The organism is Gordonia liuliyuniae, assembly GCF_021738805.1.
Taxonomy (GTDB): domain Bacteria; phylum Actinomycetota; class Actinomycetes; order Mycobacteriales; family Mycobacteriaceae; genus Gordonia; species Gordonia liuliyuniae.
The window spans coordinates 132,916-148,031 of the sequence record NZ_JAKKOR010000002.1 but is presented as its reverse complement, the minus strand read 5'-3'; the positions used below and the strand labels follow the sequence as shown (position 1 = coordinate 148,031).

The window sequence follows — 15,116 nt, the reverse complement described above, 5'->3', positions numbered from 1 at the left end:
CGGGCCCCCGGTCAGATGATCGAGCCGACGTCGTTCGCGACGATTCGGTCCAGGGCACGCTCGGCAACAGCGGCAATGGTCATCGACGGATTGCAGGCTCCGGCCGTGCCGGGGATCAGCGCACCGTCGATCACGTATAGGCCCTTCTGTCCGTGAACGCGTCCTTCCAGATCGCACACCGCGCCCATCGCGGCGCCGCCGAGAGGGTGCCAGGTGGTGTTGAGCATTCGGTTGGAGTCGGTGAGCACCGACCCCTTCCCGGCGATCTTGAGCGCCGTCGGATGAATGTGACCCCACTGAATCCGTTGGTCGCCGTCCGCTGGCCAGTGAAGTCGCGCGTCGCCGGTCGACGCGTCGTACCGCAGTCCGCCGCGAGAGCGGCTGACGCCATAGCCGACCATCATGGTGCTGTGCGCGTCCACGCCGAACGACGGAATGGACGCCTGGATGACGGTGTGGGCGGAGTCCACCTTGTCCCAGTTCAGGCTGCCGTAGACAACGGGGCCACCCTGGACGGCGCCGAAGTCGAGGTTGGGGTTGCTCCACACATAGATGCGGTCGGCGTTAGTTCCCCATCCGGCGCCGACACCGTCTGGCAGGTCGACGCCGCCCGCGTCCCGCGCCCGGACCAGCAGCCTGGTGGTGTGCACGCTGCCCGCCGACATCACCAGTGTCTTGGTGGTCATCGTCTTGTGCGCGACCGCGTCGCCGTTGTCGTCGGTCTGGGTCACCTGCAGTCGCCACCGCCCGTCCTTCGCACGCGTCACATCCGACACCTCGTGGAGAGTCGCGACGGTCAGCAGCCCGGTGGCCCGCGCCTGTTTGATGTACGTGACGTCGACGCTGTGCTTCCCGCCGTTGTTGACGCCGAGCGCACCGGATCCGTCCGTGTACGACGGCCGCATCTTTCCCGCTATCTCGTCGAGCGCGTACTGCCAGTCGATGGGCATCGGGATCTTCGACACCGGCAGACCCGCCTTGCGTGCCTGCGACGCGAACAACCGTGCCGCCTTGTATTCGGGCGTGCGGATCAGCGAGTCCGGTGCCGTCTCCAACCGCAGCATCTTCCACACGCGCGGGTAGTAGGTGGCGTGCATCCGCGCCCAGTCGAGTCGTTCTGGCAGGAACTCGTTGAATACGTCCTCCGCCGGCTCCAACGACATCCCTTGGTAGAGAAGGCTTCCGCCACCGAGGCAGGCCCCGGTGACCGCCGTCATGTTGTCGCCAACGACCGCGTCCACGAGGCCTGCGTACGGCTCCGGCGAGAACGGTCGCCCGAATAGCTGCGGTGCGCTCTTGTGCCACAACATGCGTTTATCGGGGTTCGTGGGACTCGGGAACGTCCGCGCATTGGGTCCGGTCTTCCATTCGCGGCCGCGCTCGAGGAGCAAGACCGGAACACCCGCCTGTGTCAGTCGCAGCGCAGTGATCGCGCCACCGAAGCCGGAGCCGACCACGATCACCCGGTGGTCGGATGCGTGCGTGCGCACCCGACTCGGCGCCGCGCTGGCCCGACCACTGACCGCGAGACCCGCGCCCGCGGTTCCAGCCGCGAGCGTTCCGGCGAGAAATGTACGACGTGTGATGGTCATGCGAGGAAAATGCCTTTCAATGAGGGACAATTGACTGCGATGAGAGCGCGCAAGTGAAAAACGATCGGAGCGCGAAAGCGGACGAGACGCGACTCCGCCTGCTGTCCGCGGCCGAGAAGCTCTTCGCCGAGCGAGGTCTGGACGCGGTATCAAACCGTCAGATCAGCGAAGCTGCCGGCCAGGCGAACAACTATGCGGTCGGATACCACTTCGGCACGCGCACAGAGCTTCTGAACGCGTTACTGGAGTTGCACGTAGAGATTCTCGATCCGATCCGGTTGCGGACACTCGACACCATCGGCACCGAACCCGACCTCCGGGATTGGCTGCGGTGCCTCATCGAGCCTCAGTTGAAGTACATCGGCACGCGCACCGGACCGAGTTACTTCGGCCAGTTCTGGATGGCGATGGCGACCACGCCGACGACCGCCCCCGTTCTGTACACACAAGCCGCTCTGTCGGAGCCCCTGATCGCGACCCTGAACGGCATGTACAGCGTACTGCCTGCCCTGGCCGAAGAGGTCATCCAAGTCCGCAACCTCATGACCCAGAACATCCTGATCACGACGTTCGCCGACTTCGAACGCAGAAGGAACGAACTCGGCGCCTCCGACTCGACGTCGTGGCAGGGGTTCTCGGACGCGATGGTCGACGGACTCGTCGGACTGTGGTCCGCACCGACAACGACCAGTTGAAGTTCGTATGTGATCGCCACCTCCTCTGCCCGATCGATCGTGCGGCATCACGCTCGTCAATAATCAGTCACACGACTTAAACTGTGAAGCCTTCTGTTCCGATTGTGATGCAAATCACTACTCATCGGTAACTTGTTTCCGGCCCAGCTGTACTTCCCCGACATCTGGTCGACCTGGCGGAAACCTACGTCACCAGGCGGTGTCGAGGTCGGCGTGCGCCGCGATCCATCGGTGCATGACGATCCCGGCGGCCACTCCCGCGTTGATGCTGCGCGTGGACCCGAACTGGGCGATCGACACGGTCAGCGCCGCGGACTCCTGCGCCAGTTCACTGACGCCGGGGCCTTCCTGGCCGAACAGCAGGACGCAGCGGCGCGGTAGTTCCACCGTCTCCAGTCGGGATGCGCCCGGGGTGTTGTCGACGGCGACCACCACCAGATCGTTGTCGCGTGCCCACGCGACGAGGTCGTCGACGCTCTCGTGGTGACGCAGGTGCTGGTACCTGTCGGTGACCATCGCGCCACGACGGTTCCAGCGGCGGCGTCCGACGATGTGGACTTCGGCGGCGAGGAACGCGTTCGCGGTCCGGACGACGGTGCCGATGTTCGCGTCGTGCGCCCAGTTTTCGATTGCTACGTGGAAGTCGTGGCGTCGAGTGTCCAGATCGGCGATGATCGCTTCGCGCGAGAAGTATCGGTACTCGTCGACCACGTTCCGGCGGTCGCCGTCGGCTACCAGGACCGGGTCGAGACGAGGATCGTCCGGACGTCGATCGGGGTGTTCGTCCGCCCACGGCCCGACGCCGACCGCCGGACCGACGCCGGTCGCCCACTCGGTGGGGCCGGCCGCGTCCGAGGTCAGCGGATCAGAGTCAGGCAAGGCCGAGATCGGCCAGGTCGAGCAGCGAACGGTACGGCACGCCGAGCGCTCCGATGACCTCGTCCGCACCGGTCGCGCGGTCGACGACGGTCGCGACGCCGACAACTTCCGCACCCGCCTCGCGCGCGGCCTCGACCGCCTGCGACGGCGAAGCCCCGGTGGTCGAGGTGTCTTCGACGACGAGCACCTTCCGGCCGGTGATGTCCGGGCCTTCGATCCGGCGTTGCATACCGTGCGCCTTGGCGGCCTTGCGGACCACGAACGCGTCGACCGCGGGGCCGTCGGCGTGCATGATCGATGTGGCGACGGGGTCGGCTCCGAGTGTGAGGCCGCCGACGGACGTGTAGTCCCAGTCGGCGGTCATCTCGCGCATCAGCTTGCCGATCAGCCGACTGGCCTCATGGTGCAGAGTGGCTCGGCGCAGGTCGACGTAGTAGTCGGCTTCCTTGCCGGACGACAGCGTCACCTTGCCGTGAACGACGGCCAGTTCGGTGACGAGTTCGGCCAGGCGTGCGCGGTCAGCAGCGTCCGACATCGGTGTCCTTCATCCAGTGCGACGCGGGGCGTCAGCGATTGCGCGGGTCGTTCAGGGGAGGCAGGTTCGGCGGCGGCACCCGCGGTGTGCGCGGCGCAGGCGCCGGACGCGTCGGGTCCGGCGAGTCGAATGCCTCGGTCGGCGGTGCGGGACGGCGGATCGGCTCCACGCGGGACGGCTCGTCACCGAGCGGAGCGGGCCGGGCGGCCGGACGGGCCGCGGGGCGCGGCGTCTTGTCGAGCAGCGACTCGTGGCCCGGCTCCGCGGCACGCGCGGCTTCGGCCCGACGTCGACGTTCCTTGTCACGCAGCGACTCGGTCTTCTCGTCCGCGAGTTCTTCACGGATCGGACCGTGCGGGTCACGCGGGTCCGGCGAGTCCTGCGGGTCGGTCACGGGCGGCAGCACGCGCAGCAGGTCGGCGAAGCGACGCACCGAGTCGAGTGCGACGTCGAGCCGCTCGGAGTCGGTGGTGATCGGCATCGACCCGAGGACCCAGTTGCCTTCGTTCCACAGGATCTCGAGGTACGCGGGCGCCTCAGTCGCGAGCGTCACCATGCGGCGGTCGCAGATGCGACGGGCTGCGTCGAGATTGCTCGCGAACATGACGCGTGCCCCCATCGCGCCGAGGAGGTCGACGTCGTCTTCGGCGGGCGCCAGGACGTCTTCGTACCGGAGGTCGACGGTGACCGACGAGGCCGCCGGACGTCGGACGGCGACCACGGTCGCGGTCTCCTCCAGATCGAACACGACCGCTTCGGCGCCCTCGTAGACGCCGTAGGCCACGTCGCGCGCCTCAACGTGCTCGGGTGCGTCCATGGCGGCACGTTTGAAGACGGTGCGCAGCTTGCTGTCGCTGTCGCGGAACTTGAAGGAGTGCGTCTCGCCCCACACAGCCCGCTGGTGGTGGACCTGCTCCGACCGGTTCCGGTCGAGCCACAGGAGCACCGCCGCACCGGCCAGTGCGAGCGCCGCAATCACGAAATAGACAATGGTCATCAGCGATAGCCTACTATCGAACGCCCCGCGAACCATGCCCGACTCGAACGCCGCCGAAAGGAATCCGATGACCGTACGACGCGACGAGCGCCTCGACCAGCTCCTCGAGACGGTCGATTCCGGCGCAATCGACGCGTTGACCTGCGCTTTGATCGTCGAGCCGAGTGTCAATCCGGGCGGGACCGAGGAGTCGGCGGTTAGGGTGCTCGCCGCCGCATGCCGGGCCGCAGGGTTCGATGTCGACGTCATCGAGGCCGCTCCGGGACGTCCGAACCTGTTCGCGACGGCACGCACCGGCGGCACCGGGCCGGGGCTGATGTTCCTCGGCCACTCGGACGTCGTCCCGCCGGGACCGGGATGGTCGGCGGACCCGTTCGTCCCGCGCCGGGCCGGCGACCGAATCATCGGACGCGGCGCGTCGGACATGAAGGGCGGGATCGCCGCTGCGGTCGCCGCGATGTCGGTGTTGGCGCGGGCAGGCGAGTTTGGAATCGACCTGTCGGGCCCGGTCGGGCTGGTCGTGACGGTCGACGAGGAGGAGCACGGCACCGGCGTCCGTCATCTCGTCGCGAACCCTGGGCTTCTTCACCGGGCGACCGGCGTCGGCGAGTTCGCCGGCTGCATCGTCGCCGAGCCGACCCGGATGGAGGTGGTCCGCGGATGCCGCGGGGCGTCGTACTTCGAGATCGAGGTGACCGGCCGCGCCGCGCACTCCGGACGCCCCAGCGACGGAGTCAGCGCGATCGACGCGGCGGCCGGCGTCATCGACGTGATCCGCGCCGACCAGGCGAGGTTGGCGGCGTCACCGGACGCTCTCCTCGGTTTCGGCACCTGGAACGTCGGAACCATCGAAGGCGGGCAGGGCATCTCTGTGGTCGCACCATCGTGCTCACTCGGCGTGGACCGCCGTCTGATGCCCGGCGAGGACGTCCACGAGATCGGTGAACGATTGCTCGCCGACATCCACGCCGCGGGGATCGTCGTCGACGGGATCGATGTGAACGTCACCCCGACGATGTTCTTGCCCGGGTTCGCGACCGACGCGGACCACCGACTCGTGTCGGCCGCGTCGCGCGCAGCGCTCGACGCTCCCGTCGGCGGGTGGACGGCGGCCTGCGACGGCGGTTTCGTCAGCACCGCGATCGGCGTCCCGACGGTCGTACTCGGCCCCGGCGACATCAACACGCAGGCGCACCAACCCGACGAGTCCGTCGGCCTCTCGGAGTTGGTGTTCGCCGCACAAAGCTATGTGCGGGCCGCGGTCGACCTGCTGTCCGGGAAGTAGTTCAGACGACGTCGTGCACGCGGATCTCGACCGTCCCGGCCGCTCCCCGTCGCAGTCTCGAACCGAGGATCGTCAGCCGACCGACGATCCCGTACTTCTTGACGATCAGGTCGGCGGCACGGGTCGCGTCGTCGAACACCGCCCCCACGCCCGCGACTTGGGAGCCGACCGTCTTGCTTCCGCGAGCGTCACACTTCTGGACGAGCACCCGGTTGTCGCTCCGCAGCCGCTTGACCTTCCACGAGTCGGCAACCGTCCACATGACCAGGTCGGATCCGTCGCGCACCGCCCACAGCGGCGACGCGACGGCTTCGCCCGTCTTCCGGTACGTCGTCAGCATGACGTATTTGGCTTCGGCGATCTCCCCGACAGTGCTCATGCTCGCAGCGTACCGTTGCCGAGCGGCTGACCGGCCCTATCGTGCGGCTGACCGGCCCTGTCGTGCGGCTTACGCTTCGATCTCGGTGCGGTCGCCGCTCCACAGGGTGTGGAACGAGCCGTCCTTGTCGGTGCGACGGTAGGTGTGGGCGCCGAAGAAGTCGCGCTGGCCCTGGATCAGCGCGGCCGGTAGACGCTCGGCGCGCAGACCGTCGTAGTAGGCGAGCGACGACGCGAACGCCGGGACGGGGATGCCCATCAGGGTCGCGGTGGAGACGACGCGCCGCCAGCTGTCGACGGCGTTCTCGACGGCGTCACGGAAGTACGGCGCCAGGAGCAGGCTTGGCAGGTCCGGGTTCTCGGCGTACGCCTCGCGGATGCGGTTGAGGAACTTGGCACGGATGATGCAGCCGCCGCGCCAGATCGTGGCGAGGTCGCCCGGCTTGACGTCCCAGCCGTACTCGACGCTGCCCGCTTTGATCTGATCGAAGCCCTGCGCGTAGGCGACGACCTTCGACGCGTACAGGGCGTTCTTGATGTCGTCGACGAACGCGTCCTTGTCGGTCGGGGCCGCGGCGAGTGCACCCGACGCCAGACCCTGCGCCTGCTTGCGCTGGTCTCCCGCGCTCGACAGGGCGCGCGCGAAGACGGCCTCGCCGATACCGGTCACCGGGATACCCAGGTCGAGCGCCGACTTGACCGTCCACCGGCCGGTACCCTTCTGGCCTGCGGCGTCGACGATCACGTCGACGAGCGGCTTGCCGGTCGCGGCGTCGACCTGTGCGAGGACCTCGGCGGTGATCTCGATCAGGTACGAGTCGAGGTCGCCGGTGTTCCATTGGCGGTACACACCCGCGATATCGGCGACCGGGAGGTCGAGGGCCTTGCGCATCAGGTCGTAAGCTTCGCCGATGAGCTGCATGTCGGCGTACTCGATGCCGTTGTGCACCATCTTGACGAAGTGCCCGGAGCCGTCGGCGCCGATGTGGGTGCAGCACGGTTCACCGTCGACCTGTGCGGCGATCGACTCGAGCATCGGACCGAGCGACTCATACGATTCTGCGGGTCCGCCCGGCATGATCGACGGGCCGTTGAGTGCCCCTTCTTCGCCGCCCGAGATGCCCGCACCGACGAAGTTGAGGCCGCGATCGCTCATCGCCTTCTCGCGACGGATGGTGTCGGTGTACAGCGAGTTGCCGCCGTCGATGATGATGTCGCCCGGCTCCATCAGGTTCGCGAGGTCTTCGATCACCGAGTCGGTCGCGGCGCCGGCCTGCACCATGATCAACACGCGACGCGGACGTTCCAGAGCGGCGACGAACTCGGTCATGGTCTCGGTCCGGACGAACTCGCCGTCGCCGCCGTGCTCGGCGATCAGGGCGTCGGTCTTTCCGATGCTGCGGTTGTGCAGTGCGACGGTGTAGCCGTTGCGGGCGAAGTTGCGGGCGATGTTCGAGCCCATGACGGCGAGTCCGGTGACTCCGATCTGAGCGCGTGCGGTCGCTTGGTCAGCCATGTGTGTCTCCATCGATAGAAGTCTCGGGTTTCTTCTATCTTGCAATGTCTCCGCAGATCGCGTTGACGCGGCCGCGAACGAGGCCCTGTGCGGTGCGACACACGGACCGTCAGATCGGCGGATCCGCGGCTCGCGACGGCTCAGCGCTCGAAACCTACACCGTGTGGGGCGAACATCGGTCTATCACTCGATGTCCGGCGTGAGCGGTGTAGGTTTCGCGGGATCGGTGTAGGTTTCGCGGGATCACTGACGCGAAAGGTCCCGCTCCCCTTCTCGGGGGCGGGACCTTCGGTCGGTGCGGCAGGTCAGCCGATGACGAGTGATTCGCCGTCGCCGCTGACGTTGACCGGGACCACGTCGCCGTCACGGATGTCGCCTGCGAGCAGTGCCTTGGCGAGTTGGTCGCCGATGGCCTGCTGGATGAGGCGGCGCAGCGGGCGCGCACCGTACAGCGGGTCGAAGCCACGTTCGGCCAGCCATTCCTTGGCCTTCGGCGTCACTTCGAGGCTCAGTCGCCGCTGGGCCAGACGCTTGTCGAGTTGGCCGAGCTGGATGTCGACGATCGACTCGAGTTCTTCCGGGCTCAACGCGTCGAAGATCACGACGTCGTCGAGACGGTTGATGAACTCGGGTTTGAACGCCGCGCGGACGGCCGCCATCACTGTGTCCTTGTCGCCGCCTGCACCCAGGTTGGACGTCAGGATGAGGATGGTGTTGCGGAAGTCCACCGTGCGTCCCTGACCGTCGGTCAGCCGACCTTCGTCGAGAACCTGGAGCAGCACGTCGAACACGTCCGGGTGCGCCTTCTCGACCTCGTCGAACAGGACCACCGAGTACGGGCGACGACGGACGGCTTCGGTCAGCTGCCCGCCGGACTCGTAACCGACGTACCCGGGAGGGGCGCCGACGAGTCGGGCGACGCTGTGCTTCTCGCCGTACTCGCTCATGTCGATGCGGATGAGAGCGCGTTCGTCGTCGAACAGGAACTCGCCGAGAGCCTTGGCCAGCTCCGTCTTGCCGACGCCGGTCGGGCCGAGGAACAGGAATGAGCCGAGCGGACGGTTCGGGTCGGCGACGCCTGCGCGTGCTCGACGAACCGCGTCCGACACCGCTCCCACCGCGGCCTTCTGCCCGATCACGCGGCGACCGAGTTCGTCCTCCATGCGCAGCAGTTTGGCGGTCTCGCCTTCGAGCATCTTGCCCGCAGGAACACCGGTCCACGCCGACACCACTTCGGCGACGTCGTCGGGTCCGACTTCCTCCTGCAGCATCACGTCCTGGTCGGGGTCTCCCCCGGATTTCTCGATCGCAGCCTCGAGTTCCTTCTCGAGCCCGGGGATCCGCCCGTACCGCAGTTCGGCGGCCTGTCCCAGGTCACCGTCGCGTTCGGCACGGTCTGCTTCGCCGCGGAGCCGTTCGAGCTGCTCCTTGACGTCGCGGACGGCGTCGATCGCGGTCTTCTCGCTCTGCCAGCGCGCGAGCAGCTCGTTGAGCTTCTCGCGGTGGTCGGCGAGTTCGCCGCGCAGCTTCTCCAGGCGATCCTTCGACGCGGCGTCGGTCTCCTTCTCCAGAGCGACTTCTTCCACTTCGAGGCGTCGGACCACCCGTTCGACTTCGTCGATCTCGACCGGACGCGAGTCGATCTCCATGCGCAGGCGCGACGCGGCCTCGTCGACGAGGTCGATGGCCTTGTCCGGCAGGAAGCGCGAGGTGATGTAGCGGTCCGAGAGGGTAGCCGCGGACACGAGCGCGGAGTCGGTGATGCGCACGCCGTGGTGCACCTCGTACCGGTCCTTGAGTCCGCGCAGGATGCCTATGGTGTCCTCCACGGACGGTTCGCCGACGTAGACCTGCTGGAAGCGCCGTTCCAGCGCGGCGTCCTTCTCGATGTACTGCCGGTACTCCTCAAGCGTCGTCGCTCCGACCAACCGCAGTTCGCCACGGGCGAGCATCGGCTTGATCATGTTGCCCGCGTCCATCGCCGACTCGCCGGTCGCGCCGGCGCCGACGATGGTGTGCAGCTCGTCGATGAACGTGATGATCTGCCCGTCGGACCCCTTGATCTCGTCGAGGACGGCCTTGAGTCGTTCCTCGAATTCGCCGCGGTACTTGGCGCCCGCGACCATCGAGCCGAGGTCGAGCGAGATGACACTCTTGCCGCGCAGTGACTCGGGGACGTCTCCTGCGATCACCCGCTGGGCGAGGCCTTCGACGATGGCCGTCTTGCCAACGCCAGGTTCGCCGATGAGCACCGGGTTGTTCTTGGTGCGACGGGACAGGACCTGCACGACGCGACGGATCTCGCTGTCGCGGCCGATCACCGGGTCGAGTTCGCCCGCACGGGCGCGCTGGGTGAGGTCGGTCGAGTACTTCTCGAGTGCCTGATAGGTCGACTCGGGGTCCTCGCTGGTGACGCGACCGGTACCGCGCACGGACACGAACGCCTCGCGCAGAGCCTCCGGGGAGGCGCCCGCGCCGGTGAGGAGTCGTGCGACGTCGGAGTCGCCCGTGGCGAGGCCGACCATTAGATGCTCGGTGGAGACGTAGTCGTCACCCATCTCGGTCGCGAGATTCTGCGCAGCGGTGATCGCGGCGATCGCCTCACGCGAGAGCGTCGGCTGACCGCTGTTACTGGCCACCGTCGGCGCACGGCCAACGAGAGCGTTCGCCTCCGAGCGCATGTGCACGGGGTCGACGCCGACCGCCTTGAGTAGCGGCGATGCGATGCCGTCGCTCTGCTCGAGAAGCGCAGCGAGGATGTGTGCGGGCCGCGCATCGGGGTTGCCCGAGGCGGCTGCGTCCTGGACAGCAGCCTGCAGCGCAGCCTGCGTCTTGGTCGTGGGAGTGAAGCTGTCCACTGGGTTGCCTTTCCGTTGATCGGAGCCCGGAACCTGTTTCCGAACCTTAGTCTATACGGCTCATGTTTGCCGTTCAGTTAGTTCAACCCGAACAGGGTTGAGTCTGTTCCGCTAAAGTTCACGCTCAGACGTGATGTGCGTCATCTCGAGTGGCACCAGTCGAGCGAATGACCGACCGGCCCGGTTCACCGCATAATGTGCCGAATCGGAGGCGTCGACTGACGCGAAGACTCTCCAGAAGGATGCGCAGTGAAGTCGTCGAACACCTCGGCAGGCATGGTCGTTTCGATCATGGCGATAGTCGTGGGCCTCGTGACCCTCACGCTGATCTTCGCCGTCGCGAGCACCGGTGTCACCGGCACACCGCAGGCGGGGAACACCTCGGTCGACCGGAACGACATGTCGAAGTTCTACGAGTTGGACGGGATCGACTCTGCTCCGGCACAGTGGTGGAGCACGAATCTCGCGACCGTCGGCCTCGAGGCGTACCAGTACAACACGACGACCGTCGACGGCGATCCGCTTATCTACCTCACCGACCCGGAAGACCCCTCAGGTCCGGGCGAGATCGTCCGCTACGACGTCGTGAACGGCCAACCGAAATGGCGGGCGAAGCTCGACTATCCCGCATCATGCACGCCGACCGTTCGCGGCCGTTACCTCCCGTGCGATTCCAACGAGGCGGACGGCTCGACTCTTCGGTACATCGACCTGGACAACGGCGCGGTGACCGCACCGATCTCTACGCCCAACGAGATAACCAGCGTCACTCCCGTTGACCGTCGCGGCACCGAGTTCGTCGTCGCGGTCAAAGGCAACCGCCCCGGCGAGATGATCGTCCACCGCGGCACACCCACCGATATCGACTCCGCGTGGTCCGCTACCTACCGAGTCACCTACCCCGACCCGCCGCTCTACGTCGATTCGACCGGCACCCGCGCCACACTCGGGTTCGGATCAAAGCCGGGCGAGTCCGCGACCTTCACCCTCGATACGGGAACACAGATCCCCGATCCGTCGACACCGTCCGACCCCGATCTGTGGACCTGGTCGGACCGAACCAAGATCAGGATCGTCGACCGGCAACGCCGCACGTTCGAGATCCTCGACGCGAACGGCGCCGTCGTCGGGCGCGGCGCCGATGCCGGAAATCACTCCTACATCTCGCGGCTGGTCGGCACGGCGCGTGAAGACGTCGTCCTCGTCGGCAACATCGCCTACGACGCCTCCAGCGGTCGACGCCTGTGGAGCGACGAGCGTCTGATGAGATCCGACGGCGACCCGTTGAGTGGCATTCAATCGGCGGTGACGGCGATCGTCGACGACACCGTCATCCTCGACATGCGGGACGACTACCCGGCCGGCTCGCTGATCGGACTCGACCTCACGACGGGTAAGCAGTTGTGGCAACGGGACTACCAGTCCATGCCGGTGCAGATGTTCCTCGACGGCACACGGTGGGTCAGCACCATCGACGATGAGCTGCAGTCCTTCGACACGAGGACCGGCCGCCAGGTGTGGTCAGTCGACTACCCGCACACGCCCACCGACGACGACTCCACCGACGACGCGCGACTGTCGAAGACCGACGGAAAGCACCTCGTCGTGACCACTCCGACTACTCTCACCGTCTTCGGTCCAGCGGTGCCCTTCACCCCGACCCGGACTATCTTCCCGGCGAGACCACTCCACTCTCGTAGGCGCAGATGACAAGGTGAACCCGGTCGTGGACGTCGAGTTTGGTCAGCAGTCGTCCGACGTGGGTCTTCACGGTCGTGATCCCGAGGTGGAGCCGCCCGGCGATCTCGCTGTTCGACAGTCCGTTGGCGACCAACTCGAACACTTCCCGCTCCCGGTCGGTGAGCGTGCCGAGAGCTTCCGACGTCGGCACAGGAGGCGTCGGCATGCGGGCGAACTCCGTGATCAGTCGCCGGGTGATCGCCGGGGCGAGCAAGGCGTCGCCTCGTGCGACGGTGCGGATCGCGTCCAGCATATCCTCGGGCGGCGTGTCTTTGAGGAGGAAGCCGCTGGCCCCGCCGCGGAGCGCCGCGAACACGTACTCGTCGTCGTCGAACGTCGTCACGATGAGAATCCGCGGCGCGTCCTCGCTCGGCGCGATCAGTCGCGTCGCTTCGAGGCCGTCGATGCCCGGCATCCTGATGTCCATCACCAGCACGTCCGGTCGCAGTCGTCGCGCGGTGCGGACGGCCTCACCTCCGTCGCCTGCTTCGCCCACTGCGACCAGATCGGGCGTCGCGTCGATCAACAGGCGGAACCCGGCCCGCACCAACTGTTCGTCGTCGACCACCAGCACCCTGATCGGCTCTGTGGCATCGCTCATGCCGATGCCGCGGGGTCGGTCGCGGCGACGATGGGTAGTCTCGCCTGCACGGTGAACCCGCCGTCTGGGTCCGGCCCGGCGGCGGCCTCGCCACCCAGCAGTTCGGCCCGCTCACGGATTCCGGCGAGGCCCAGGCCCGCCCCGACTGGTGCCGTCGCCGGCTGTGTACCGCCGTCGTCGGTGACTGTCAGGACCAACTCGGTCGGCCGGTGCGTGAGCCGGACCGTCACACTGGCCCCGGGAGCGTGCTTGACGACATTCGTGACGGCCTCCTGGACGATGCGATACCCGGACAGGTCGACTGCGGGCGGATAGGAACGCGGCCGCCCCTCCTCGATGAGGCGCACCTCTGCCACCCCATCGTCGCGGATCTGCGCTGCGAGCGCAGGAAGATCCGCCAGCCCGGGGGCAGGTGCGGCCGTGCCCGAGACCGTGGTGCGGATGTCGCGCAACAACCCTCGAAGATCGGCGAGCGCCTTGCGGCTGGCGGTTTCAATGGTCGCGAGCGCATGACGCGCCTCGTCGGGCTGCTCGTCGAACACGACCCGACCGATCCCGGAACGGACGGCGATCATGCTCAGACTGTGCGACACCACGTCGTGCACCTCCCGCGAGAGCTGCAGGTGCTCCTCGACGCGACGACGACGCTGCCGCTCCTCTTCCCACCGACGTTCCTGTTCGGCGATCTCGCGCTGGAACTCCCGGCGGCCACGCGTTGCATTCCCGATCAACCACGCCGGAACGGCGAGCACAGCCTGGACCGCGTCCTGGTCGATGTCGGTGTACATGGCGAACGCGACCGCGGCACCGATCCACGTGATCACCGCAGCCGTGACCGAGACCGACAACGACACGTACCGGCGGTGCATCGCGGCGACGGTGTAGACGGCGATCGGGAACACCGGACCGGCGTCCGACACGAACGGCGTGAACTGCACGCCGAGCAGCGTCGCAGCAACCAGGACAGCGGTGATGCACGCGAGGACGCCGATCGGCGAACGACGGCGGAGCACCAACGGCGCCGCGGCGATCAGACCGAAAGCCGCTTGGGCCGCTAGTGGCCCTTGACGGTCGACGACGCCCAGGAGGAGCGGACCGGTGAACAAGGCGAAACAGGCGATCGCGATGACCGCGTCGACCAGCGTCGCCGCTCCGTCAGCGCCGAGGCGGCGCTCGACCCGAACCAACCACGGCGGTCGCGCGGGCTCGGCGGACGTTGGCTCCGAGGAGAGTGGCATGTGTATCAACATACGAGCGAGCGGCCGCTGGCACGTCGTCCGCGCGGCCGGAGTTCGGGTCCTCCTCGAGTACGACCCGACCGTCCATCCTCGTCTCGAGGACGGTTCGATATCGGGCCCGCAGTCTGACGACAGCGCACCTCGCGCGGCGCCACCATTGGCAGTATGACCACGTCGCAATCGCATCATGCCGCTCGTCCCCGCTTGTCCCGGCCGTTACTCGCACTGTTCGCCGCCTTCTTCGCAGCAGGCCTGACACAAGGCGGGTTCGTCTATGCCAATCGTTCCCCAGCGCCCGAAAAACACCTGGCGGGCACAGCGGCGTGGTGGCCGCACCTGGCACTGGCTCTGTTCGCCGTCGCACTCGCGGCCGGTGTCTTCGTTCATCGTCGACGAAACGGTCGCCGAGGGACAGCACTGCTTCTCCCGGTGGGTGAGCGGGCGGCGCGGCGCGCCCGCCGCACACTCGCCAATGCGTCCCGCGGACGCGGGCTGGGGCGCATCGTCGCCGCGATCATTCCCGCAGTGGTGCTGCTCTACGGCGCGTTCCGCGCGGGAGTTCAAGTCACCGGCGGACTCGACCCGGACTTCACCGTCAACGCGTGGGGCGGTCCCACCTACGCCGGGGCGATGGCCTGCCACTACCTCGACGCACTGCTGATGATGGCCGCTGCCGCGTGGCTTCTCGACAAGATTCTTCTCGACAAGATTCCTACTTCGGGGACGGACAGGTCGACATAGTCCATCGCGAGTCCGTCCTTGCGCACGTCACTCTCGTGCGGTGACGACCACCGGCTAATCT

Annotated in this window: 13 protein-coding genes; 4 read left to right on the top strand and 9 right to left on the bottom strand. The window is 67.2% G+C overall.

Annotated features, from left to right (window positions below; genetic code table 11):
- Positions 1 to 11 precede the first annotated feature (11 nt).
- Positions 12 to 1,592, bottom strand: a complete 1,581-nt coding sequence (locus L5G33_RS03550) for a GMC oxidoreductase (RefSeq protein WP_236996775.1) — start codon at positions 1,590 to 1,592, stop codon at positions 12 to 14.
- Between the two features lie 53 nt (positions 1,593 to 1,645).
- On the opposite strand from L5G33_RS03550, the gene L5G33_RS03545 reads away from it, so the two are divergent.
- Complete coding sequence (locus L5G33_RS03545) at positions 1,646 to 2,287, top strand: TetR/AcrR family transcriptional regulator (protein WP_236996774.1); 642 nt, start codon at positions 1,646 to 1,648, stop codon at positions 2,285 to 2,287.
- A gap of 189 nt (positions 2,288 to 2,476) precedes the next feature.
- On the opposite strand, the gene L5G33_RS03540 is transcribed toward L5G33_RS03545, so the two are convergent.
- The 3 genes from L5G33_RS03540 to L5G33_RS03530 are packed head-to-tail and all read right to left on the bottom strand — an operon-like array spanning position 2,477 to position 4,698.
- Positions 2,477 to 3,166: a TrmH family RNA methyltransferase gene (locus tag L5G33_RS03540; RefSeq protein ID WP_236996773.1), complete on the bottom strand. Its 690-nt coding sequence runs from the start codon at positions 3,164 to 3,166 to the stop codon at positions 2,477 to 2,479.
- Positions 3,159 to 3,701 carry an orotate phosphoribosyltransferase gene (pyrE, locus tag L5G33_RS03535; RefSeq protein ID WP_236996772.1) on the bottom strand — a complete coding sequence of 181 codons (543 nt, stop codon included), beginning with the start codon at positions 3,699 to 3,701 and terminating at the stop codon, positions 3,159 to 3,161. The genes L5G33_RS03540 and pyrE overlap by 8 nt, the downstream gene beginning before the upstream one ends.
- Positions 3,702 to 3,732: 31 nt before the next feature.
- The gene (locus L5G33_RS03530) at positions 3,733 to 4,698 is read right to left on the bottom strand and encodes a TtfA family protein (RefSeq protein ID WP_236996771.1); all 966 of its coding nucleotides are present in this window, start codon (positions 4,696 to 4,698) and stop codon (positions 3,733 to 3,735) included.
- Between the two features lie 67 nt (positions 4,699 to 4,765).
- On the opposite strand from L5G33_RS03530, the gene L5G33_RS03525 reads away from it, so the two are divergent.
- A complete protein-coding gene (locus tag L5G33_RS03525) occupies positions 4,766 to 5,983 on the top strand; it encodes a M20 family metallopeptidase (RefSeq protein ID WP_236996770.1) in 1,218 nt (405 codons plus the stop codon).
- Between the two features lies 1 nt (position 5,984).
- On the opposite strand, the gene L5G33_RS03520 is transcribed toward L5G33_RS03525, so the two are convergent.
- The 3 genes from L5G33_RS03520 to clpB all read right to left on the bottom strand — a co-directional run bounded on the left by L5G33_RS03520 (position 5,985) and on the right by clpB (position 10,735).
- Positions 5,985 to 6,362 carry a PPOX class F420-dependent oxidoreductase gene (locus L5G33_RS03520; RefSeq protein ID WP_236996769.1) on the bottom strand — a complete coding sequence of 126 codons (378 nt, stop codon included), beginning with the start codon at positions 6,360 to 6,362 and terminating at the stop codon, positions 5,985 to 5,987.
- A gap of 69 nt (positions 6,363 to 6,431) precedes the next feature.
- Entirely contained in the window at positions 6,432 to 7,877 is a 1,446-nt protein-coding gene (gene gnd / locus L5G33_RS03515; protein WP_236996768.1) for an NADP-dependent phosphogluconate dehydrogenase, read from the bottom strand.
- 305 nt (positions 7,878 to 8,182) lie between these two features.
- Positions 8,183 to 10,735 carry an ATP-dependent chaperone ClpB gene (clpB, locus tag L5G33_RS03510; protein WP_236996767.1) on the bottom strand — a complete coding sequence of 851 codons (2,553 nt, stop codon included), beginning with the start codon at positions 10,733 to 10,735 and terminating at the stop codon, positions 8,183 to 8,185.
- A 249-nt stretch (positions 10,736 to 10,984) separates the two neighbouring features.
- Here clpB and L5G33_RS19360 point away from each other — a divergent pair, with 249 nt between their 5' ends.
- Positions 10,985 to 12,445 (top strand): outer membrane protein assembly factor BamB family protein, encoded by a 1,461-nt coding sequence (locus L5G33_RS19360; RefSeq protein WP_236996766.1) that lies wholly within the window; start codon positions 10,985 to 10,987, stop codon positions 12,443 to 12,445.
- Here the strand turns inward: L5G33_RS19360 and L5G33_RS03500 are convergent.
- On the bottom strand, positions 12,402 to 13,076 hold the full coding sequence (locus L5G33_RS03500; RefSeq protein WP_236996765.1) for a response regulator: 675 nt from the start codon (positions 13,074 to 13,076) through the stop codon (positions 12,402 to 12,404). The two genes, L5G33_RS19360 and L5G33_RS03500, sit on opposite strands and share 44 nt — an antisense overlap.
- Positions 13,073 to 14,314: a sensor histidine kinase gene (locus L5G33_RS03495; protein WP_236996764.1), complete on the bottom strand. Its 1,242-nt coding sequence runs from the start codon at positions 14,312 to 14,314 to the stop codon at positions 13,073 to 13,075. Before L5G33_RS03495 ends, L5G33_RS03500 begins: the two co-directional genes overlap by 4 nt.
- Positions 14,315 to 14,479: 165 nt before the next feature.
- On the opposite strand from L5G33_RS03495, the gene L5G33_RS03490 reads away from it, so the two are divergent.
- Positions 14,480 to 15,055: a hypothetical protein gene (locus L5G33_RS03490; RefSeq protein WP_236996763.1), complete on the top strand. Its 576-nt coding sequence runs from the start codon at positions 14,480 to 14,482 to the stop codon at positions 15,053 to 15,055.
- Positions 15,056 to 15,116: the final 61 nt, after the last annotated feature.

What these genes read in the sequence shown, in the direction of transcription:
- gnd (WP_236996768.1), bottom strand. Translation starts at nt 7,877, where the DNA reads ATGGCTGACCAAGCGACCGCACGCGCTCAGATCGGAGTCACCGGACTC.
- L5G33_RS03500 (WP_236996765.1), bottom strand. Translation starts at nt 13,076, where the DNA reads ATGAGCGATGCCACAGAGCCGATCAGGGTGCTGGTGGTCGACGACGAA.
- L5G33_RS03530 (WP_236996771.1), bottom strand. Translation starts at nt 4,698, where the DNA reads ATGACCATTGTCTATTTCGTGATTGCGGCGCTCGCACTGGCCGGTGCG.
- pyrE (WP_236996772.1), bottom strand. Translation starts at nt 3,701, where the DNA reads ATGTCGGACGCTGCTGACCGCGCACGCCTGGCCGAACTCGTCACCGAA.
- L5G33_RS03490 (WP_236996763.1), top strand. Translation starts at nt 14,480, where the DNA reads ATGACCACGTCGCAATCGCATCATGCCGCTCGTCCCCGCTTGTCCCGG.
- L5G33_RS03550 (WP_236996775.1), bottom strand. Translation starts at nt 1,592, where the DNA reads ATGACCATCACACGTCGTACATTTCTCGCCGGAACGCTCGCGGCTGGA.
- L5G33_RS03525 (WP_236996770.1), top strand. Translation starts at nt 4,766, where the DNA reads ATGACCGTACGACGCGACGAGCGCCTCGACCAGCTCCTCGAGACGGTC.
- L5G33_RS03520 (WP_236996769.1), bottom strand. Translation starts at nt 6,362, where the DNA reads ATGAGCACTGTCGGGGAGATCGCCGAAGCCAAATACGTCATGCTGACG.
- L5G33_RS03495 (WP_236996764.1), bottom strand. Translation starts at nt 14,314, where the DNA reads ATGCCACTCTCCTCGGAGCCAACGTCCGCCGAGCCCGCGCGACCGCCG.